Below are 20,607 nucleotides of genomic sequence, written 5' to 3'. Positions count from 1 at the left end.
AAGCAACCAAGCAGGCCAAAACACATGCAACCCGCCATGCAACCCTACAAGAACGATCAAACTGTCGCCCACTTCATCAACGGCAACACCGTGAGCATTGCTGGCAGCAAAACAGCCAATGTGTTCAACCCGTCACTGGGCAACGTAGCCCGTCAGGTCGAGCTGGCCGATATCGCCACCGTGAACAAAGCCGTGGAAGCCGCCAAAGCGGCGCTGCCGGCCTGGGCCAACAAGCCACCTCTGCAGCGCGTGCGCGTCATGAACAAGTTCCTGGCCTTGATGAACCAACATCGCGACGAACTGGCCGCCATCATCACCGCTGAACATGGCAAGGTTTTTACCGATGCCCAAGGCGAAGTCAGCCGGGGCATCGACATCATTGAATTTGCCTGCGGCATTCCGCAATTGTTGAAAGGCGATTACACCGAACAGGTGTCAACCAACATCGACAACTGGACCCTGCGCCAGCCCGTGGGCGTGGTGGCAGGCATTACGCCGTTCAACTTTCCCTGCATGGTGCCGTGCTGGATGTTCCCGGTGGCGATTGCCTGCGGCAACACCTTCATTCTGAAGCCCAGCGAACGCGACCCCAGCGCCGGCAATTTCATGGCTCGGCTGCTGAAAGAGGCAGGCCTGCCCGATGGCGTATTCAACGTGGTACACGGCGACAAACTGGCCGTTGAAACCCTGCTGAATCACCCCGATGTGGCCGCACTCAGCTTTGTGGGTTCCACCCCCATTGCGAAGTTCATCTACGAAACTGGCGCCCGCAACGGCAAACGCGTGCAAGCCTTGGGCGGTGCGAAAAACCACTTGCTGGTGATGCCCGATGCCGATTTGGACCAGGTCACCGACGCACTGATCGGCGCTGCTTACGGCAGCGCTGGCGAACGCTGCATGGCCATTTCCGTGGCCGTGATGGTGGGCGACGTGGGCGACAAACTAATCCCCAAACTGGCCGCCCGCCTGAAAACCCTGAAGGTGACTGACGGCATGGATTTGTCCGCTGAAATGGGCCCGATTGTCACCGCCGAAGCACTCCAGCGCATTGAAGATTACGTGCAGATTGGCGTGGATGAAGGCGCGACATTGGTCGTCGATGGCCGCGGCCAAAAACCGGCTGGTTTCGAAAACGGTTTTTACACCGGCGGCACCTTATTCGACAACGTAAAGCCCAATATGCGCATTTACCTCGAAGAAATTTTCGGGCCTGTGCTCAGCTGCGTGCGCGTGGCCAACTTCACTGAGGGCCTGAACCTGATCAACAGCCACCAATACGGCAACGGTGTCAGCTGTTACACCCGCGACGGCAACGTGGCCCGCGAATTTGGTCGCCAGGTGCAGGTGGGCATGGTGGGCATCAACGTGCCCATTCCTGTGCCCATGGCCTGGCACGGTTTCGGCGGCTGGAAAGCCAGCCTGTTCGGCGACATGCATGCATACGGTGAAGAAGGTGTTCGTTTCTACACACGCCAGAAATCAATCATGCAGCGCTGGCCAGACAGCATCGAGAAGGGCGCGGAATTTGTCATGCCCACCTCGAAATAAACCAATTCGCGTAGACTAGGTTCAACTCAACTTCGGCTGCGCGAATTCTTCCTTGAACACCGAATTCAAAGCGGGCGCACTGGTCGCATTCGGTGGATACGCTCAAGCAATTGTGTACGGCATGCTGGCCTTTGCCCCACTGGGGCAAGCCGGGCTGGCCTACGGCATCTACGCGGGCTTGGCCAGCGCGTTGCTGGGCGGTTTGTTGGGTGCCCTGATCGGGAAAGCGCCTGTTCAATTCGGTGGGCCACGCTCTTCCACCGCCCTTATTGTTGCCGGCTCACTGCTGGGCTTTCTTCAAATTACCGACAAGCACACCGAACTCATGCTGTTGCTGGCGCTTGAAATTGTGCTGGCAGGCCTGTTGATTGCACTGGCTCAACAACAGGGTGTGGGCAAGCTAATGCAGTTTTTGCCTGCCCCGGTGCTTATTGGCATGAACACCACACTGGGCCTTTTCTCGGCCTACAAACTATTGCCTGCCATGCTGGGCTTTGCGGTGTACACCACGGCCCTGCAAGCCGCCAATACCCCGGCCCTGTTTTCTCCCACGGCACTCAGCGTGTCGGCAATCACGGTTGTTGTACTGCTGTACTTCCGCGCCATACGCCCCAACCCCTTGGGGCTGGTGTACGGCCTGGCCTGCGGCTTTACACTGCACGCCCTGTTGCTGTGGGCATGGCCAGGCGCACTGCCCATACAAACCGTGGCAGCCATGCCCAGCCACCCGCTTTTACAAACCGCTCAAACCCAGCCCACGCCAGCCATTCTTGATGGCCTGCAACAAGTGCTTGACCTGTTATTGAGTACACCCGGCCTGCTTTTGCAGGTCCTGGTGGGTGCGGCAGTGCTGGCCCTGCTCGTTGTGCTGGAAAGCATGCAGTCGCTGTTGCAAGTGGATCAAACACTGGGGACTCGGCACAACACCCGCCGTGAATTGAACACACTGGCACTGGCCAACGTGCTGTGCGGCCTTGCGCTGGTCTTGCCCAGCTCCAACTACTTTTCCAGAAGCAATGCCGCGCTGGGTGTCGGCGCGAAAAGCCGCCAAAGCGAAGCCTGGTACGTGGGTTTACTGGGCCTGCTTTTGCTGCTGAGCTGGCCAATTCTGTCCCAATTGCCCCTGCACATTCTTGCCACTGCTGTGGCGGTCAGTTCTCTTTTCCTCATTCAAGGCAGCACACTGGGCTTGCTGAAACGTTTTGCAATGCCCGGCACACGCCGCCAAATGGCACCCACCGAACGCTTTACCGTGTGGGTGGTGCTCAGCATGGTATTTGTCACCGGCATCAGTAATTTGTTGATTGGCACCCTGGCCGGCGTTCTGTTTGTCGCGGCCTACTTTCTTCAACAACAATCCGGCAGCGGCTTGCGCAGCATTGAATTCAAGCCCGCTGCACGTTCTCGCAGCATGCGCCCGCGCGCCCATCGCCAACAACTAGACAGCGCCTTTGAACACCTGGCCTGGGTGCGCTTTGAGGGCAACCTGTTTTTTGGCAACGCACCCGCCATTGCCATCCGCCTGCAAGATGAATTGGCACCGGCGCAATCGGCTTTACTCGATTTCACCCACCTTCGCTACATTGACGACACCGCTTGCGACTGTCTCGAACGGCTTTTTAAACAAGGCCTGCCTCGAGCCCACACCGTGGCCGTGCTACCCACACACGAACAGGCCACGGGCGGAATGCCCCTGCTGCGCGGCTGCCTTGCGCGTTTGGGCATTGCTACACAAGGCCACATTGACGACGCTTTTTGGCACATTGAAAACCAGTTGCTGGACCAAACTGCCTATGACAATCTCGCCTGCAGCCCCGAGAGCGCCCTGAAAAACAGCCACCTGTGCGACCACATGAGCCCCGTACAAACACAAGCCTTTTGTGCACACTGGCAAACCACCGCCCTGCCTGCAGGCCAAGCCCTGTTCACCGAAGGCGCTGAGCCTTGCGGCTTGTATGTGTTGCTGCAAGGGCAATTAAGCGCATGGCACCACACCGGGCACAGCAATGAAAGACTCATGCGCTTTTGCCCCGGCAGCATGGTTGGCGAAATGGCCTTGATTGACCGCAAGGCACGCTCGGCCACCGTACGCGCAGACACAGCCTGTACCCTGCTATTTTTGCCCACTGCGCAATTTGACCAACTGCTGATGCAGCAACCCGAGTTAAGCCAGATTCTGCAAAACAACCTGGCCCGTGAACTGGCCCTGCGAATACGGCTAGCCAACCAAAGCCTTTCGCTAACCCAGTAGCCTGAAGGCTCTAATAGAGGGTTTCCTCTTTGTGTACAGCCCCGCCTTGCCGTATTTTCTCGGATGTGCACAACCTTGTAACACCCCATGAACAAAGCAGAATTCCAGAAACGCTACGGCAATTCCATTGGCAAACCCAAGCTCAGCTTACTTTTGGGCGAGGCCAAAACCCCGTTTGAGGCCGCCAAACTAGCCGTGGGATGGCGTTTTCTGGCACGCAAAAACGTGGGGCAAGGCCAAACCGTGTTGTTGTTGCCAGGCTTCGGGGCCAGCTCCAGCAGCATGACCTTCATCAAACGCTATCTGAACTCACTGGGTTACAAAGCCGTTCACTGGTCAGCCGGTTTTAACCACGGCGAAGTGGGCAAACTGCTGCCGCAAGTCATCGCCGACATCAAGGAACATTCCGAGCAGGCGCAGGCACCCATCAAATTGCTGGGCTGGAGCCTGGGTGGTTACCTGGCCCGCGAGGCAGCACGTGAAGTACAACAAAACGTAAGCCGCATTGTCACTATTGGCAGTCCAGTGATTGGCGGGCCCAAATACACCGCCGTGAAAACGCTGTATGACATGCGCGGACTCGATGTCGAGTCCATTGAAAACAGCACCCTGAAGCGCTTTGAGCACCCCATTGTGTGCCCCATCGTTGCGCTGTATTGCAAGAAAGACTCGATCGTAAGCTGGCAGGCCTGCATCGACCGCTTCAGCCCCAATGTTGAACACATCGAGATCGACACGCCCCACCTGGCCATGGGTGTCAGCAAGGAAGTCATGAACCTGCTGCCTTATGCCTTGGGTACACCGCTGAAATAGGCGGGTATTCACCTGTGTCCTCCGGGCTTTTACTGACTTGAAACTTTTCGCCAGCAGCGTAGACTAAATTTCTAGTGGACGGTGCTTGCGCTGCCACGACACAAGGCAACAAACCCTTGTGCCTGTACCCTCTTTTGCATGCAGTCCGTCCTGCAAACTCGCCCGTCGGCCCCAAGCCTGCGGATGCAATACGACTGTGTGTCAAAAAGGGTTTCAACATGATCAGACAACACTACCAAGCACTCGAACACATCAGCGCCAGCGCCACCGACACCATCACGGTCAGCGACCCCAGCCGCCCTTTGAAGCTGACAGCAGATTCGCCAGCCTTCGACGCCATGACAGACCTTCGGCGTGTACACCCCGTCAGCATCTCCGGCTCTGAAACGCTGGAGCAAGCCCGCACCACCATGATCGTGTGTGGCGTCAAGCTGCTGTTCGTTAGAAACAGCCATGGTCATTTGCAAGGCCTGCTCACCGCCAATGACCTGGCCGGCGAGCGCGCAATCAAGGAAGCTTCTTCCAGCAATCGCAATGTGCCTGAACTCACGGTGAATGACGTGATGGTGAAACTGCCAGACCTGGAGTTTCTGGAGTTCGGTGCCGTATCGCGCGCTGAAGTGGGTCACATTATTGCCACACTGCGCGAACACAACCGGCAACACGCACTGGTGGTCGACAACCGCACAGGCAAAATGCGTGTAGTGGGTTTGTTCTCTTCTACACAAATTGCGCGGCAAATGGGCATTCCCGTGATGGACCCTGTCAAAGCCAGCACCTTCGCTGAAATTGAAGCCGCGGTGGCCGCTGCTTAAACTTTCAGCAATTCGACCACCAAGGGGTGGTCGATTCCCTTCACATTCCACACACCATGAATTTCCTCGTGCAGATCCGGGCACTGCCCCAACAAGCGCAAACCGCTTAAAGTGCCCGCATCGTACACACCCAAGCGGCTCACCGGAAATACACCCAGGCCACGGGCGGCAAACACCGACATCAAAGCGCTGTCCTCGAACTCGCCCACCACATGGGGCACAATTCCCAGCTGCTCAAACCAGTAATTCAAGTCCACCCGCAAGCGGGAATGCCCCGTGGGCAGCAACACGGGCAGTTCTGCCAGGCAGTGCGGAAAATGGCTCACACTGCTTTTTTTCACCCACCTCGAAGCTCCGTACCAATCCACCGTAGTGGTATTCAACACGCGGCTTTGCATGCGCAAGTTGGGGTTGGCTGGCGGGGGTTGCCCAGCAAACACAAAGTCAAGGTGAAGCAAAGCCAACTCAGCCAGCAACTGCTCAGGCTCACCCTCGTGACAGGTCAAGTGCAGGTCTTCAGTATCCAGCACTGGCTTCAGCAAAGCGTGCACCGCCAGTTTCGAAATTCCGTCGCACAAACCCACCCTGAAACGCTTCACCGGTTTGCTGGCCACCGCCCGCACCAGCTCCGGCAAACTTTGGCCCAGTTGAAAAATTTCCTCCGCTTTGGCAAAAGCCACCTGTCCAGCCTCGGTCAAAGTCACACCTCGGCCATCCGGTTTCAACAACTGGAGCCCAAGGTCTTTCTCAAGTTCGCGCACCTGCGCACTAACCGTTTGAATGGCCATGTCCATGCGCTCAGCTGCACGGGCAAAACCACCTTCTTTGGCCACCATCCAGAAGTAATGCAAATGACGATAATTCAAGTTCATTCAAAACCCCACCAATTAACTTCGTAAAAACCGCAGTAACAGTTCATTAAATACTGATTTTTCCGAACTCACAACTGGTACACCATGGCGCCGTGTTCAATTCAACCCTCATGGAGTATCAAAGTGGACGTTTTAATGGAATTCATGCACACCGACTTTCTCGGCACAGCCGCATGGATTTGGCTGTTGTTTGTCGGTATTGTGGTTGCGCTGCTCGCCTTCGACCTCGGCGTGCTGCACAAGGATGACCACGAAATTGGGGTCAAGGAAAGCCTGCTGCTCTCGGGTGGCTACATCACCGCAGCGTGTTTGTTCGGTGCCTGGATTTGGTATTACCTGGGCTCCGAAAGCGGCATGAACTACTTCACCGGCTTTGCCATTGAAAAATCACTGTCGATGGACAACGTGTTTGTCATCGCCATGATCTTCTCGTTCTTCGCCATTCCACGCCAGTACCAGCACCGCGTGTTGTTCTGGGGTATTTTGGGTGTCATTGTGCTGCGCGCCATCATGATTGGTCTGGGTGCTGCACTGGTGAAAGAATTCAGTTGGGTGCTTTACCTGTTCGGTGCGTTCCTCGTGATCACCGGTATCAAAATGTGGTTCATGGCCGATAGCGAACCCGACATTGAGAACAACGCTATCCTGAAGTTCCTGCGCAAACGCATGCGTGTTACCGAAGGCCTGCGCGGCAACGCGTTTGTGGTCAACGAGCCTGACCCAAAAACCGGCAAGGTGGTGCGTTTTGCAACCCCCCTGTTGTTGGCTTTGGTATTGATCGAGTTTGTCGACCTGATTTTCGCGGTGGATTCCGTACCCGCAATTTTTGCAATCACCACCGACCCGTTCATTGTGTACACCAGCAATATTTTCGCAATTCTGGGTTTGCGTGCCCTGTACTTTGCACTGGCCGCGATGATCCACCGCTTCCACTACCTGAAGTACGCTTTGGCGATGGTATTGGTGTTCATCGGCAGCAAAATTTTCCTGGTGAACTTCATTGGCAAGTTCCCGCCTGCGTTCTCGCTCAGCGTGACCTTGGGTCTGATCGCCGGTGGCGTGGTGTTCTCTCTGTGGAAAACACGCGGCGACAACAAAGCTGAAAAACTGGAACACGTCACAGAAAACAAGTAAGCCTTGCTGACAACAAAAAGGCCGGTGATTTTAAAGTCACCGGCCTTTTTCTATTTCCAATCCAGATTTACTTGGGTTGCTTCACTGCCTCAATGGTGATCAGCACTTTCACTTCCGGGAAAAACCCCCTGTCTACTGCATAACCCAGATCGAAATCCGTGCGCTTGAATTCAGCCACCGCATCGGCCCCACACACCTCGGCTTTCTTCATGGGGTGCATAATGCACTTGAAGGTGTTGATCTTCAAAGGCACTGGCTTGGTAATGCCCTTCAAAGTCAAATCGCCCAACACTTCCACAGGCTTGTCGCCTTCAAAGCGCATTTTGCTGGCTTTGTAGGTAATTGTGGGGTGCGCTTCCACATCAAACATGTCCACGTCTTTGGCATGCTCGTTCATCTTGCCATGGCCAAAATCAAGGCTGGCCGCATCAATTTCAATGTCCACGGTGCCGGTTTTGTTGGCACGGTCCAGGGTCACCATGCCCTTGGTTTTCTCAAACTGGCCACGCCACAATGAAAGCCCGCCCATGTGGTCCGCCTCGAACGATGGGAAGGTGTGGCTTGGATCAATGACATAGGTATCCACCGCCGCATTTGCTGAGCCCAGCGCACCGAACATACCCAGTGCAACCGCACCGCCCAACATTGTTTTTGATACTTGTTTGAACATCCCTAACTCCCTGTTGTTGCTGTGTATTACGCGGTGTGCCTGCTCACTTCGCAGGCGCCACCAATTTAAAATCGATCACCACTTCATCGGCCACCAGGCTGGTGTCGCCCCACTCACCATCGGCACCCACCTTGTATTCCAGGCGCTTGATCTGGGTTTTGCCAGTGAAAGTGTGCTTGCCGCCGGCTGTTTGAATTTTTACGGGAAACTTCAACGGTTTTTTAATGCCACGAATGGTCAAATCGCCGGTTGCCTGCAAATTGTTACCACTGCCCGTTACACCCGTGATGACAAAAGTTGCCTTGGGATGATTCTTTGAATCAAACCAGTCTTTCCCTGCAACCTCTTTGTTGTACTCAGGATCGCCCAGGTCGTAACTGGCTGTGTCTACGCTCAGGGTGGCTTTGGTGTTTGCGGGCTTGGCAGGGTCATACTGCACATCGCCGGAAAACTTCTTGAAATTGCCACTCACCGGCACATTGAACTGTTTGAACGTGGCCTTGACCTCGCTCTGCGTCACGTCAAGGGGTGCAGCCACGGCAGGAAAGGTTAAAACTGAGAGTACCAGGCCTGAAAGCGCCTTGGCGAACGGATATGTCATAGTGAATCCTGCAGAGCTTGAGAACTATCGGAGACTAATCGGCTCGCATCCCGGGAATCATGCGACCCAAAATACCGTCGCGATCCAGAACGTGATGCTTCAAGGCCATCAACACATGGCCCACCACCAACAAGACCAAGCCTTTGCCTGAAAGTTCATGCAAGGTTTTAAACAACTCTTTTAATTCCGCGTTTTTCTCGATCACCACCGGCAGTTCAATCACACCGAACCAAACCACTGGGTAGCCCGAGGCCAGGCTGTACAGGTAACCAAACACGGGCACACCCAACATGAACAAGTACAGGGCCAAATGCCCCATTTTGGCCAGCAGCACCGTGTTGTGTCCCCAATGTGCCGGGTACTTGGGGGTTTTCGACAACATTCGAACCACCATGCGCAACAACACCAAGGCAAACAGGGTAACGCCCAACCACTTGTGCCAATTGAACAGTTTCAGCTTGAACGGGGTAATACCGGGAATGTCGACCATGTACAAACCCACACCAAATGCGGTCAAAATGCCCACCGCCATTAACCAGTGAACCAACACCATGGGCAAACCATATCGATGGTTTTCGCTCAATGCACTTTTCAAAATCTCATCCCTTTGCAGCACAGGCTTGCATTTTCAGCAATAAATAGTTGGGTTTAAAGCCTTTTTCAAGATACAATTTACAGTTGTTTTGAAGCTGCGTACATGCCGCAAGGCCTAAACATCTATCGGGCACGTCCATAGGCGTTTCATAGGCGTTTCATAGGCGTTAATCAGCCAGTATTGTGCAGCCCTAATAATTACGTTTCAACCAGCGCTTTCAATCAGGACGTCGTATGAGCGATTCAAACGAACACGAACTTCTAATCAAGACACCCAAGCAACTGATCTATGCCGTCATTGCAGCGTTTGTCATTCCGATTTTCGTCATTATTTTGCTGGCTTACTACGTCAGCAGCAGCGAAAAACCCGCCGCTGGCAGCAATGCATTTTCTGAAGAATCAATTGCCGCACGCCTTGCGCCCGTGGGCACCATCGACTTCGTTGATGCCAGCGCTCCCCGTGTTCTGAAAACAGGTGAACAGGTTTACGCCGCCGCATGTGCAGCTTGCCATGACTCTGGCGCTGCTGGTTCCCCAAAACTGGGCGATCAAGGCCAGTGGAGCAGCCGCTTGACCAAGGGCTTTGATACCCTTTGGCAAAACGCGGTGAATGGCATTGGTGCCATGCCTGCCAAGGGCGGCAATTCCGACCTCGACGACATCGAAGTGGCCCGAGCAGTGGCCTACATGGGCAAGGAAGTGGGCGCTGACTATGTTGCACCCGAACCAGCCGCTCCCGCAACCGCTGAAGCTGCGAAGTAACCGGCAATTTAACTGGCAAGGCCAATCAAATAAGTCCGCTGTAAAAAACCCGCCATCCGGCGGGTTTTTTTATTCGGTCAGCAGCATGCCCACGCCACGAAATATCAGCATGGCATTTTCCACCACATCCTCTACCGGCTTCCTGCAACCGTCCATGCTCCAGCGTGCAGCCATGTAAAGCACCGACCCCACCAGGCCCGAGGCCAGCAAAGTTGAATCAAGGCCTTTCACTGCACCGTCCTTTCGCTGTTCAATCAAGGGTTTGGCCAGTGTTTCCAGCATTTCCACAAAGCTGTACAGCGTTTTTAAACTCAATTCTTCCAGGTGCCGGTTCACTGTCAGCACCTCGACCAACAAAATACGGGCCGCCTGCGGGCTTTCCTTGAACTGGCTGAAAAACACGGTCAAACCCGTACGGGTGGCCTGCTCCAGATTGTCGTCCTCCATACCCAACAACACCTTTTGCAGCTTCTCACGCAGGGTATCGGTAATGTGCAGGTAGCAGGCCGTAAACAAAGCCTCGGCATTGCTGAAACTTTCGTAAAAGTATCGCTCAGTCAGCCCTGCCTCCTGGCACAGGCCTTTCACCGTGGCCGCATGGTAACCAGTCGACCCGAACACCTTGATGCCCGCTTCAATCAACTTGAGCCGACGCTCCGCCTTGCGGGTTTCATTGGAGACCCCGCGGTAACGACGCCCTGCGGCTTTGGCAATTTGCTCCGGTGCTTTCGCATTCATAATTGGAAGATATACTCAAAAAATAGGCATTGACAGTATGCAGGCCCAACATTAAATTGACAACCACGATTGTCAAATTACAGCTACAACACAGCACATTGGAGACCGACACATGAAATCATTCAACGGCAAAGTTGCCGCAATCACTGGCGCCGCATCTGGCATGGGCCGCACTCTTGCCCTTCAACTGGCCAAAGACGGCTGCCATGTGTCCATCTCTGATGTTGACACCAAAGGCCTGGCCGAAACCGTAAAACTGGTGAAAGCAGCGGCCCCCAATGTCAAGGTCACCAGCCAGCAGCTGGACGTGTCCAATCGCGAAGCCATGTACGCCTGGGCTGATCAAACCGCGAAAGACCACGGCAAAGTCAACCTGATTTTCAACAACGCTGGCGTGGCTTACGCAACCCCCGTTGAACACATCGACTACGACAAGTTCGAGTGGATCATGGGCATCAACTTCTGGGGCGTCGTTTACGGCACCAAAGCATTCTTGCCACACCTGAAGGCATCTGGTGAAGGTCACATCATCAACACCAGCAGCTTGTTCGGCCTGTGTGCTCAACCCACACAAAGCACTTACAACTCAACCAAGTTCGCTGTGCGCGGTTTCACAGAAAGCCTGCGTCAAGAACTCGACATGATGAACTGCTGCGTATCCGCCACCAGCGTTCACCCCGGCGGTATTAAAACAGCGATTGCCCGCAAAAGCATTGCATCCCCTGAAATTGAAGAGTTCACAGGTGCCGACTCTGAACAGGGCAAAGAATTCTTTGAAAAGTTCTTTATCACCAGCGCTGAAAAAGCCGCTGACATTATCCTGAAAGCCGTGAAAGGCAACAAGCGCCGCGTGCTGGTGGGTCCGGATGCCGTTGCCATGGATGCCATGGTGCGCACACTGCCTGAAACCTATCAGGCCATTATCGTAGGCCAAATGAAAAAAATGCGCGACAAGCAAATTGCCCGCAAAAAGCGCAAAGCAGCAGAAAAGCAAACTCAGAGCGCATAACAACGCGTTTGGACTTTCACTGCAAAACGCGGTTAGTCTTAAGACTGCCGCGTTTTTTTTATTGGGGACTTGATTTGAGTTCAACGAACATTCAAAAAACCCTGCTGCTGATCGGTGCTACCGGTGTGGTGGGGCACCATGTGTTGGCGCAAGCCTTGGCTCACCCGCAGGTGGGCAAGGTTGTTGCACTAACCCGCAAACCCCTCACACCACACCCCAAGTTACTCAACCAGTTGATCGACTTCAACGCCATTCCTGAAGTAGCACCATGGTGGCAAGCCGATGCGGTCATTTGCACTTTGGGCACCACCATCAAAGTGGCCAAAACCGCCGAGCAGTTCCGTTTTGTAGACTACACACTTGTGGCCCAATTCGCTGCACTGGCTGCACAACATTCAGTGCCTTGCTTCGTGTTGAATTCGGCCATGATGGCAAATCCCAAAGCGAAAGGCCTCTACCTGCGCACCAAGGGCGAAGCAGAACAGGCGGTCAAGAATGCGGGTATTTCCAGTGTTGTGATCGCGCGCCCTGGTCTTCTTGACGGTCAGCGCGAAGAGTTTCGACTCGGCGAAGAAATTGGTCTCGTGGCCAGTCGCGTGTTCAACCCACTTTTACCCAAACGTTTGCGCAGCGTAAAAGTTGAAAAACTGGCCCGTGTCATGTTGCACGAGGCATTGAAAGCCGAACACGGCGTGAAGGTTCTAGAGTCGGAAGTATTTCAATCTGACGCGGTATGATTGTGCACATCAACTTACAATTCCACCCAAGCATCCCATGGCCAATATTCTGCTGATCGACGACGCGAACACCATTCGAAAAGTTTGCGCCCACATCCTGACCCAAGCAGGTCACGTGGTGCGTACAGCAGCAAGTGCAGAGGAAGGAATCAGGGACATCGTAGAAAGTGGGGCGCCCGATTTGATCATCACCGACATTGACATGCCGGGCATGGACGGGCTGGAATTGTGCAACCGAATCCGAAAAACCGGAGCCACCGTGCCGATCGTGGTGATCACCTCGTACTCCGACAAGGAAATGATTCAACGGGCCAAAACACTTGGCCTTGCTGGCTGGTTACTCAAACCCGTTACTCCCGAAGCGCTGATCCAAAAAGCAAACTCGGCGCTGGGTACAGCTTAATTTTTACCCAGGTTTTCTTTTAAGTCGCTACCTTGGTCAACAAACCTTTCAGCGCACTCAGCCGGTCTTTGGGGCTCATCTTCGGCGTGTCGTCGGGCAGGTCTTTGTCGGTTTCCAGTTGAAGCTCTTTGATGAACCGAGATGGAAAACAACTCACCAGCTCGCGTGCCTTTTTCCGCTTTCTGCACCAGGTAATGTTCAGGCTGCGCTGTGCGCGGGTCACGCCCACATACATCAGGCGGCGTTCTTCTTCCAGCCTGTCGTCGGTCAGTTCACGGCCTTCGCCGTCGCCAAAACTGGGCAAAATACTCTCTTCGCAACCAATCAAAAACACATGCGGAAATTCAAGCCCCTTGGCGGCATGCAGCGTACTGAGCTGCACGGCATCGGGCCTGGTGCCATCGTCTTGCCGGTCCAGCATGGTCATCAAGGCCACCTTCTGGGTCAGGTCCAGCAGGGTTGAACCTTCTTCCTCGCCCTTGTCGCCCATCCACTTCACAAAGTCGAGCACGTTTTGCCACTTGGCTTGTGCGCCGCGCTCGTCTTGCTGCTCGTAAAGCCACTCCTCGTACTTGATGGTGCTCAGCAACTCATTGAGCAAATCACGGGCTGGCTCGCGCTGCGCGCGGTATTCAAGCTTGTTGATGAAGGTGCCAAAAGTGCGCAGCGCATCGACCATGCCTGCATTCAGGTGGCTCTCAGCGCCAGTTTCAAACAGCGCCTCAAACAATGAAACGCCACGTGTGCCCGCATAAGTGCCCAGGGCCTCGAGTGTTTTTTGACCAATGCCGCGCTTGGGCGTGGTCACCGCGCGAATAAATGCGGGGTCGTCGTCCTGGTTCACCAGCAAGCGCAGATAAGCAATCACATCCTTGATTTCAGCACGTTCGAAAAAGCTTTGCCCGCCACTCAAAATGTACGGAATTTTCTGGCGGCGCAAAGCCTGCTCCAGAATACGCGCCTGAAAGTTACTGCGGTACAAAATGGCATAGTCACCGTACTTGGCACGGCGCTCGAAGCGATGACCGCTGAGCATCATTGCCACTTGTTCGGCCTCGTGTTCATCATCGGCCATGGGGCTGATCACAATCGGTTCGCCCGGGCCGTGGTCGCTCCACAGTGTTTTCGGAAACAGCTTGGGGTTGTTTTCAATCAGGCGGTTGGCCGCCTGAAGAATGCGCAAGGTGGACCGGTAATTCTGTTCCAGCTTGATCACTTTCAACTGCGGGTAGTCTTCAGTCAACTGGCGCAGGTTTTCAATGGTTGCGCCTCGCCAGGCATAAATGGCCTGGTCATCATCGCCCACAGCGGTGAACATGGCGCGTGGCCCGGCAATCAAACGCAGCAAATCGTACTGGCAGGCGTTGGTATCTTGCACCTCGTCTACCAACAAATAACGCAGCCGGTTTTGCCAGCGGTTGCGCACTTCATCGTTGCTGGCCAACAAACGCGTGGGTTTCAAAATCAGGTCATCAAAATCCACCGCTTGGTATGCAGCCAATGTGGCCTCATAGCTTTTGTACAGGCGTGCAATTTGCCCTTCATCCTCGGTAGTGGCTTGTGCCAGGGCAGTGTCGGGGTCAATTAGGCCGTTTTTCCACAGCGAAATTACGCTTTGGGCCTTGCGTATCAATTGCTTGTCGGTGGTGCCGTACAACTGCTGTACCAAACCGTAAGTGTCGGTCGCATCCAGAATCGAGAAGCGCGCCTTCAAACCTGCGTGTTTGTGTTCCTCCCGCAAAATTCGAATGCCCAAGCTGTGAAACGTGCACACCAACAAGCCCTTGCCCTCGTTGCCATGCAACAACTTGGCCGCACGCTCTTCCATTTCCTTGGCGGCCTTGTTCGTAAAGGTAACCGCTGCAATATTCTTGGCACTCACGCCCTTGTTCTGGATCAGGTGTGCAATTTTTTGCGTGATCACCCGAGTTTTACCCGAACCCGCACCCGCCAGTACCAGGCAGGGACCATCCACATAATTCACGGCTTCGCTTTGGGCTTTGTTCAGGCCAACAGACATACAGGGGGGAAACTCCAGGGGAAGGCATTACTGTACCAGAGGGTACTTACAAATCGACCGGGTCCACTTCCAAAAACCAGCGCACACTGCCGGGCAGCTCGTGCAATTGCGCCAGCCACTGCGTTAAAAACCGGTGAAGTGCGGGCCTCGATTCGCTTTCAATCAGCATTTGCGCCCGCTCAATGCCACCCACCCGCACCACAGTCAACGGCACCGGGTCGCACATAAAAACAGGGTTGTCAGCGTCCACCAAGGGTTCACCCAGCTCCCTCGCTGTGCTGAGGAACTGCAAACAGTTGGCCAGCTTTTTATGGTCGGCTCGAATGGTGGCCTGATGAGAAAACGGCGGCATGCGTGCGTCTTTGCGAGCCTGCATTTCATGGCTGGCAAAGCTTTCGTAGTCGTGCGCTTTCAAGGCATCAAACAGGGGGTGCTGTGGGTAACGGGTTTGAACCACCATGCGCGCATCACCTGCTCTGCGCCCTGCCCGGCCAGCCACCTGCATCAACTGCGCAAACAGTCGTTCAGGCGCGCGGTAGGCGTGCGAATACAGCGAGGCATCCACATTCAAAGCCAACACCAGGGTTACATTTGCAAAGTCGTGCCCCTTGGCAATCATTTGCGTGCCCACCAACACATCAGCTTCCCCGCTGTGTGCCTGTTGCAGCAAGGCTTCCATTTGCCCCTTGTTGCGGGTGCTGTCGGCGTCGATTCTCAAAATATTGGCCGTGGGTAACAAACCCGCCAGCGTTTCTTCAATTCGTTGCGTGCCCCGGCCAAAGCCGGTCAGGTCCTGGTTTCCGCAAGTGGGGCAGTGCGTGGGCACGCGCTGCCCAGCGCCACAGTGGTGGCAGCGCAGCATGCGCTCATTTTTGTGCCACACCATGTGCGCTGTGCAGTGGTCGCAATTGGCCACCCAGCCACAGGCATTGCACACCATCTGTGGCGCGTATCCCCGGCGGTTCAAAAATACAATGCTTTGTTTGCCAGCCTCGAAGTTTTGCACCAGCGCCTGCATGGCCGGCTCGCTCAATCCCTCTTTGGCTGGAAAATTGGCGGTGTTGATCAATTCCACCTTTGGCAGACTGGCACCCAGCACGGCCCGGTTTTTCAAGCTCAGCCTTTTGTAAGCGCCCAGGTCGGCCTTCAACCAACTTTCCAGGGCTGGGGTGGCCGAACCCAAAACAATCGGCACCTCGCGCTGTTTGGCCAGCATCAGGGCCAAATCCCGGGCGTGGTAGCGCATGCCGTCTTGCTGTTTGTACGAAGGATCGTGTTCTTCATCCACCACAATCATGCCCAATCTCGGCAATGGGGTCAGCACGCCCAGCCGGGTCGCGATGATCACATCGGCGGCGCCCGTTGCAGCTTCAAACCACGCCTTGGTTCGGGTCAATTCAGCCAGGTTGCTGTGCATCACCACCACGCGGTGGGGCGCCAAGCGCTCTTTGTACAAGGCTTGTGCAGCCGGGGTCAGGTTAATTTCAGGCAACAGCACCAACACCTGCTCACCGCGCTTTAGCCGTTCCTCCACCGTGTGCAGGTACACCTCGGTTTTGCCGCTGCCGGTCACGCCGTACAGCAAAAAAGGCTGAAAACCAGCGGCACTCGACAGTTGTGCAACAGCGTCCAGTTGTTCAGCGTTCAACACTGGCTTTTCAAGTTGATCAATCTTGGCCTTACCCCCTTTGCTTGCAGCAAGCGGGTCATTCCGTTCGGCCAGCAGCTTCTGCGCATGCTCCCGGGATTTGGCCACCATCACAGGTTCTTCACCACGGGCATTCAACACACGCAAGGCCTTGGGCAATGCCTCCAGCGCGATCATGCCCAATGGGTGGTGATAATACTTGGCGGCAAATTCAATCAGGGCCTGCCAATGGGCGCTCAGGCATTCACCATGATCCAATACCGAGTGCACTGGTTTGATGTTTTCGGCCATTTGCTGATCGGGGGCGGCGCCCTGAACCAGACCGATTCGATGCTGACGTCCCCAAGGCACAATCACACGCATCCCAAATCGGGGCGTGTGTTCACTGTGCCATTGGTAAGTGAAAGCTTTAGGAAGCGGTGCAGCAACCAACACATTCACCAGCAAAGTGTGTCCCTTGATCGGGTTAGATGACGTGTTTTGGTTTAGGTCTGTCTTCACAGCTTACTTTAAGTTCATGGACTAGCTGGCTTGAATTAAACGGAATACAAAATTTTTAACAGTCAATGTGGATAACTTTGTGGACATCCGTGGAAATAATCCACGGGTGCAGTACAGGATGTAGGCATACATGTAAAGTACAAATTTTGTAAAATGCCTTTTTGTTTATTTAAAACAATGACTTAACTGACCAGCCTGCTTTTCCATTCGTCGTGCAATGCAAAAAAATGTTTCTTCTGCCTTGCGCCAAAAATGTGCATAAGTCCAAGTTTTTACTGCCTTTGTTTGCGGCTATAGGCATGCACCGCGTTCACCATCACTTCCACACTGTCCGGATTGGTGAATTGGGAAATGCCATGCCCCAGATTGAACACATGGCCCGCACCGGCCTGTGGCACACCAAAACTTTCCAGAGCCTTGGCCACTTCAGCCTCAATTTGCGCCGGCTCGGCAAACAACACATTGGGATCGAGGTTACCTTGAATGGCACAACGGTCACCAATGCGCGCCCGGGCCTGGCCCAGGTTCACAGTCCAGTCCACACCCACGGCGCTGGCACCGCTGGATGCAATATCTTCCAGCCACAGTCCACCACCCTTGGTAAATACAATCGAGGGTATGTCTTCAGTAAAGCTGCCGCGGTTGGCCTGCAAAGGCAAACTGGCCACAATTTTCTTGACGTAATTCAAACTGAACTTCTGGAATGCACCGTCGGCCAAGGCGCCACCCCAACTGTCGAAAATCATCACAGCTTGCGCGCCCGCTTCAATCTGCGCGCGCAGGTACTGGCTGACCGCCTCGGTGGTCACTTCCAGAATGCGGTGCATCAGGTCTGGCCGTTTGTACAACATGGTTTTTACCTTGCGGAAATCGCTGCTGCCCCCGCCTTCCACCATGTAACAAGCCAATGTCCACGGGCTTCCTGAAAAACCAATCAGCGGTACGCGCCCGCCCAGAGCACCACGGATGGTGCTGACTGCGTCAGTCACATAACGCAGGCTGGTGCCAATGTCAGGCACGGCCAGCTTGGCCACGTCAGCCTCAGTCACCAGGGGGCGCTCAAACTTCGGGCCTTCGCCTTCCGCGAAGTAAAGGCCCAGGCCCATGGCGTCGGGCACGGTCAGAATGTCGGAGAACAGAATGGCGGCATCTAACTTGTAACGCTCCAGCGGCTGCAGTGTTACCTCGCAGGCCGCCTCAGGGTTGGTGCACAAACCCATGAAGTTACCGGCCTTCGCGCGCGTTGCCCGGTATTCAGGCAAATAGCGGCCCGCCTGGCGCATCAGCCAGACAGGGGTGTACTCGGTGGCTTCGCGACGCAATGCGCGCAGGAAGGTGTCGTTCTTGACGGGCTGAAAACTGCTCATGTTCGTAAGTGCTTCTTGTATAAATTCAAACTAAAAACAGACGCTGGTGTTCGGTTTTCAAACAACGGTCCATCACAAAGGGCAAACCCGCTGCGCGGGCCTTGGCTTCCACCAGATCATTGCGAATACCCTGCTGCAACCATACAGCGCCGGCACCCACATTCATGGCCTGAGCCAACACATCGGGGGTGTGTTCGGCACGGCGAAACACATCCACCAAATCAATCTTCAAACCGGTTTCTGCGATCGCTGTTTTTAAATCGGGGTAGCAGGTTTCACCCATCAAGCCGCTGGGTCGCCCCTGCAAAGCCGGATTGATTGGCAAAATTCGATAACCCTGCGATTGAAGGTACTTGGCCACAAAAAAACTGGGCTTGTGAGCCTGCGAGGAGAAGCCCACCACAGCGATCGTTTTGGTGTTTTCGAGCAGTTGCTTCAGTTCAGCGTCTTGCATGCGCATTCTTCCAGCGGTTGCCCGCCTAAGCTCAAGTTTCGAAGGACTCCATTGTGCCTGAAAAACCAGTGCTTCGGATCCAGCCCAAGCCATCGCGGGTGCCGGCCTTGGGCCGATACTCGCAACCCATGTGGCCGTTGTAGCCCAACATCTTCAAATGGGCACACACCGGCGCGTACACTTCGGCCCCTGGTTCATCGCGATTGGGCACACCCGCCAGTTGCATGTGTTTTACCCGCCCGGTGGGCAAGTAATCGCTCAGTGCTTTCAAGACTTCCCCTTCGGTGCGTAGGCAATGGTAAAGGTCCATTTGCACGCCCAGGTTAGGTTTGTTCAAGCGGATCAGCAATTCGTGTGCGTCAGCCTGCCTGCTTAACAGGTAACCGGGCACATCGAAATGGTTGATGGGTTCAATCAACCAGTCAATCGGCTCAGCGCTCATGGTGCCGGCCAGCCACAACAGGTTTTCTTCATAACAATCCCACGCAGCCTGCGCACTTTGTCCTTCGCTTGAATTCAAAACGCCTGCCAGCACATGCACCTTGCGCACACCCAGCACCGTGGCGCAATTCACAGCGCGTTCAATTGAATGCCTGAATTCATCGCGCCGTGCGGGCGAACAGGCCAATCCCCGATCGCCCTTAGTCCAATCGCCTGCCGGTGCATTGATCAACACCCATTGCACGCCGGCCTCAAGCGCCTTGTCGCGCAACAGTTCAGCTGGATAATCATAGGGAAACATACACTCAGCGTGTCTGAAGCCATCTTGAGCGCAAGTATGCAATCTGTCCGGGAAATCAAATTCGGTGTACAGCCAGCTTAGGTTGGCAGCCAGCTTCATACTTCAAACACCAAGTGTGGATTGAAAAACGGGTTTTCGAAGGCCTGTGGCGTCACTTGTACCTGTCCGCGCTCCATTTTTCGGGCTTTGCCTTTTTTGCGAACATAACCTCGCGGATTCACCAGCACGCGGGTTTGACCACCGTTGTTGTGAACTGTGTAATCAAATGAATCGTGCATGTGCCCATGTACCCACACATCGGCCTTGCCCATCAAGCGACTGAGGTCGGATACAAATGCGGCGTTGATCGGGCTGAGATTAAAACGCGGGTGAATGCTTTGCGGATGCGGCGCATGGTGAGTAATCACCACGGTTTTTCCATCAAACGGTACGGCCAGTGCAGACTCCAGCCAGTCAATATTCTGATAGTGCAAATCGATTCCCATGCTGGGGGAAAACTGTTTGCCACGCATGCGGATTAATTTGTAATCTGGCAAAAATGCCTTGGCCACCAACTCGGCACCAAACCGCCAACCGGGCTGTATATTAAAATCGGTCCACAAGGTACAACCCAGAAAACGCACGCCCTGAATTACCACGCTGGTTCGCTGCAGGTAATTCAATTGTTTCCTCGCGGCCAGTTCAAACAAATGGTCGTCCAGAATTTCAATGTCGTGGTTGTAGTACTCGTGGTTGCCCGCCACATAAATATTGTGTTTCTCGCCCAGGTCGGCGAGCGCCTGCAAACCCTGCGTCCCTTGGTGAATGTCTCCGGCAAGGATCATCAAGTCCACATCCTCAGCGGGTTGTGGAACAGCCGCCAAAGCGGGGAAGCGGCGCATCGTCTCAAGATGCAGATCAGAGTACAAGGCGATTTTCATGCCTTTAT

At 54.6% G+C, this 20,607-nt stretch carries 20 protein-coding genes; 9 read left to right on the top strand and 11 right to left on the bottom strand.

Going from position 1 to position 20,607, the window contains the following annotated elements; all coding sequences use genetic code 11:
- The first annotated feature begins 36 nt into the window (after window positions 1-36).
- The 4 genes from LMED105_RS00655 (at window position 37) to LMED105_RS00640 (ending at window position 5,427) form a co-directional block, all read left to right on the top strand.
- Window positions 37-1,548: a CoA-acylating methylmalonate-semialdehyde dehydrogenase gene (locus LMED105_RS00655; protein ID WP_040512137.1), complete on the top strand. Its 1,512-nt coding sequence runs from the start codon at window positions 37-39 to the stop codon at window positions 1,546-1,548.
- A 52-nt stretch (window positions 1,549-1,600) separates the two neighbouring features.
- On the top strand, window positions 1,601-3,799 hold the full coding sequence (locus LMED105_RS00650) for a cyclic nucleotide-binding domain-containing protein (RefSeq protein WP_008247149.1): 2,199 nt from the start codon (window positions 1,601-1,603) through the stop codon (window positions 3,797-3,799).
- A gap of 87 nt (window positions 3,800-3,886) precedes the next feature.
- Complete coding sequence (locus LMED105_RS00645) at window positions 3,887-4,612, top strand: triacylglycerol lipase (RefSeq protein WP_008247148.1); 726 nt, start codon at window positions 3,887-3,889, stop codon at window positions 4,610-4,612.
- A 218-nt stretch (window positions 4,613-4,830) separates the two neighbouring features.
- Window positions 4,831-5,427: a CBS domain-containing protein gene (locus tag LMED105_RS00640; protein WP_040512135.1), complete on the top strand. Its 597-nt coding sequence runs from the start codon at window positions 4,831-4,833 to the stop codon at window positions 5,425-5,427.
- Here LMED105_RS00640 and LMED105_RS00635 read toward each other — a convergent pair.
- Window positions 5,424-6,299: a LysR family transcriptional regulator gene (locus LMED105_RS00635; protein WP_008247146.1), complete on the bottom strand. Its 876-nt coding sequence runs from the start codon at window positions 6,297-6,299 to the stop codon at window positions 5,424-5,426. The two genes, LMED105_RS00640 and LMED105_RS00635, sit on opposite strands and share 4 nt — an antisense overlap.
- 135 nt (window positions 6,300-6,434) lie before the next feature.
- Here LMED105_RS00635 and LMED105_RS00630 point away from each other — a divergent pair, with 135 nt between their 5' ends.
- Window positions 6,435-7,433, top strand: coding sequence for a TerC family protein (locus LMED105_RS00630; protein WP_008247145.1), 999 nt, complete (start codon window positions 6,435-6,437; stop codon window positions 7,431-7,433).
- Window positions 7,434-7,500: 67 nt separating this feature from the next.
- On the opposite strand, the gene LMED105_RS00625 is transcribed toward LMED105_RS00630, so the two are convergent.
- The 3 genes from LMED105_RS00625 to LMED105_RS00615 form a co-directional block, all read right to left on the bottom strand.
- Window positions 7,501-8,079, bottom strand: a complete 579-nt coding sequence (locus tag LMED105_RS00625; RefSeq protein ID WP_008247144.1) for a YceI family protein — start codon at window positions 8,077-8,079, stop codon at window positions 7,501-7,503.
- A 67-nt stretch (window positions 8,080-8,146) separates the two neighbouring features.
- Window positions 8,147-8,704 (bottom strand): YceI family protein, encoded by a 558-nt coding sequence (locus tag LMED105_RS00620; protein WP_008247136.1) that lies wholly within the window; start codon window positions 8,702-8,704, stop codon window positions 8,147-8,149.
- 34 nt (window positions 8,705-8,738) lie between these two features.
- Window positions 8,739-9,287, bottom strand: a complete 549-nt coding sequence (locus LMED105_RS00615; RefSeq protein ID WP_232222686.1) for a cytochrome b — start codon at window positions 9,285-9,287, stop codon at window positions 8,739-8,741.
- A gap of 245 nt (window positions 9,288-9,532) precedes the next feature.
- Here LMED105_RS00615 and LMED105_RS00610 point away from each other — a divergent pair, with 245 nt between their 5' ends.
- A complete protein-coding gene (locus LMED105_RS00610) occupies window positions 9,533-10,060 on the top strand; it encodes a cytochrome c5 family protein (RefSeq protein ID WP_008247133.1) in 528 nt (175 codons plus the stop codon).
- A 69-nt stretch (window positions 10,061-10,129) separates the two neighbouring features.
- Here LMED105_RS00610 and LMED105_RS00605 read toward each other — a convergent pair whose 3' ends face one another.
- A complete protein-coding gene (locus tag LMED105_RS00605) occupies window positions 10,130-10,798 on the bottom strand; it encodes a TetR/AcrR family transcriptional regulator (protein WP_008247132.1) in 669 nt (222 codons plus the stop codon).
- Between the two features lie 112 nt (window positions 10,799-10,910).
- Here LMED105_RS00605 and LMED105_RS00600 point away from each other — a divergent pair, with 112 nt between their 5' ends.
- The 3 genes from LMED105_RS00600 to LMED105_RS00590 all read left to right on the top strand — a co-directional run bounded on the left by LMED105_RS00600 (window position 10,911) and on the right by LMED105_RS00590 (window position 12,947).
- On the top strand, window positions 10,911-11,807 hold the full coding sequence (locus LMED105_RS00600) for an SDR family oxidoreductase (RefSeq protein WP_008247131.1): 897 nt from the start codon (window positions 10,911-10,913) through the stop codon (window positions 11,805-11,807).
- Between the two features lie 74 nt (window positions 11,808-11,881).
- Window positions 11,882-12,544, top strand: coding sequence for an NAD(P)H-binding protein (locus LMED105_RS00595; RefSeq protein WP_008247130.1), 663 nt, complete (start codon window positions 11,882-11,884; stop codon window positions 12,542-12,544).
- Window positions 12,545-12,581: 37 nt separating this feature from the next.
- Window positions 12,582-12,947, top strand: coding sequence for a response regulator (locus tag LMED105_RS00590; RefSeq protein ID WP_008247129.1), 366 nt, complete (start codon window positions 12,582-12,584; stop codon window positions 12,945-12,947).
- Window positions 12,948-12,966: 19 nt separating this feature from the next.
- Here the strand turns inward: LMED105_RS00590 and LMED105_RS00585 are convergent, their stop codons facing one another.
- The 6 genes from LMED105_RS00585 to LMED105_RS00560 form a co-directional block, all read right to left on the bottom strand.
- Window positions 12,967-14,967, bottom strand: coding sequence for a UvrD-helicase domain-containing protein (locus LMED105_RS00585; RefSeq protein ID WP_008247128.1), 2,001 nt, complete (start codon window positions 14,965-14,967; stop codon window positions 12,967-12,969).
- A 46-nt stretch (window positions 14,968-15,013) separates the two neighbouring features.
- Window positions 15,014-17,056: a primosomal protein N' gene (locus LMED105_RS00580; protein WP_008247127.1), complete on the bottom strand. Its 2,043-nt coding sequence runs from the start codon at window positions 17,054-17,056 to the stop codon at window positions 15,014-15,016.
- A 332-nt stretch (window positions 17,057-17,388) separates the two neighbouring features.
- Complete coding sequence (gene hemE, locus LMED105_RS00575) at window positions 17,389-18,483, bottom strand: uroporphyrinogen decarboxylase (RefSeq protein ID WP_008247126.1); 1,095 nt, start codon at window positions 18,481-18,483, stop codon at window positions 17,389-17,391.
- A gap of 25 nt (window positions 18,484-18,508) precedes the next feature.
- Entirely contained in the window at window positions 18,509-18,937 is a 429-nt protein-coding gene (locus tag LMED105_RS00570) for a CoA-binding protein (protein WP_232222684.1), read from the bottom strand.
- A gap of 31 nt (window positions 18,938-18,968) precedes the next feature.
- Window positions 18,969-19,778, bottom strand: coding sequence for a hydroxypyruvate isomerase family protein (locus LMED105_RS00565; protein WP_008247123.1), 810 nt, complete (start codon window positions 19,776-19,778; stop codon window positions 18,969-18,971).
- Window positions 19,775-20,599 carry a metallophosphoesterase gene (locus LMED105_RS00560; protein ID WP_008247114.1) on the bottom strand — a complete coding sequence of 275 codons (825 nt, stop codon included), beginning with the start codon at window positions 20,597-20,599 and terminating at the stop codon, window positions 19,775-19,777. The genes LMED105_RS00565 and LMED105_RS00560 overlap by 4 nt, the downstream gene beginning before the upstream one ends.
- Window positions 20,600-20,607 lie beyond the last annotated feature (8 nt).

Source organism: Limnobacter sp. MED105 (assembly GCF_000170915.1).
In the GTDB taxonomy this organism is placed as follows: Bacteria; Pseudomonadota; Gammaproteobacteria; order Burkholderiales; family Burkholderiaceae_B; genus Limnobacter.
This window is presented reverse-complemented; position numbering and strand designations above follow the sequence as displayed.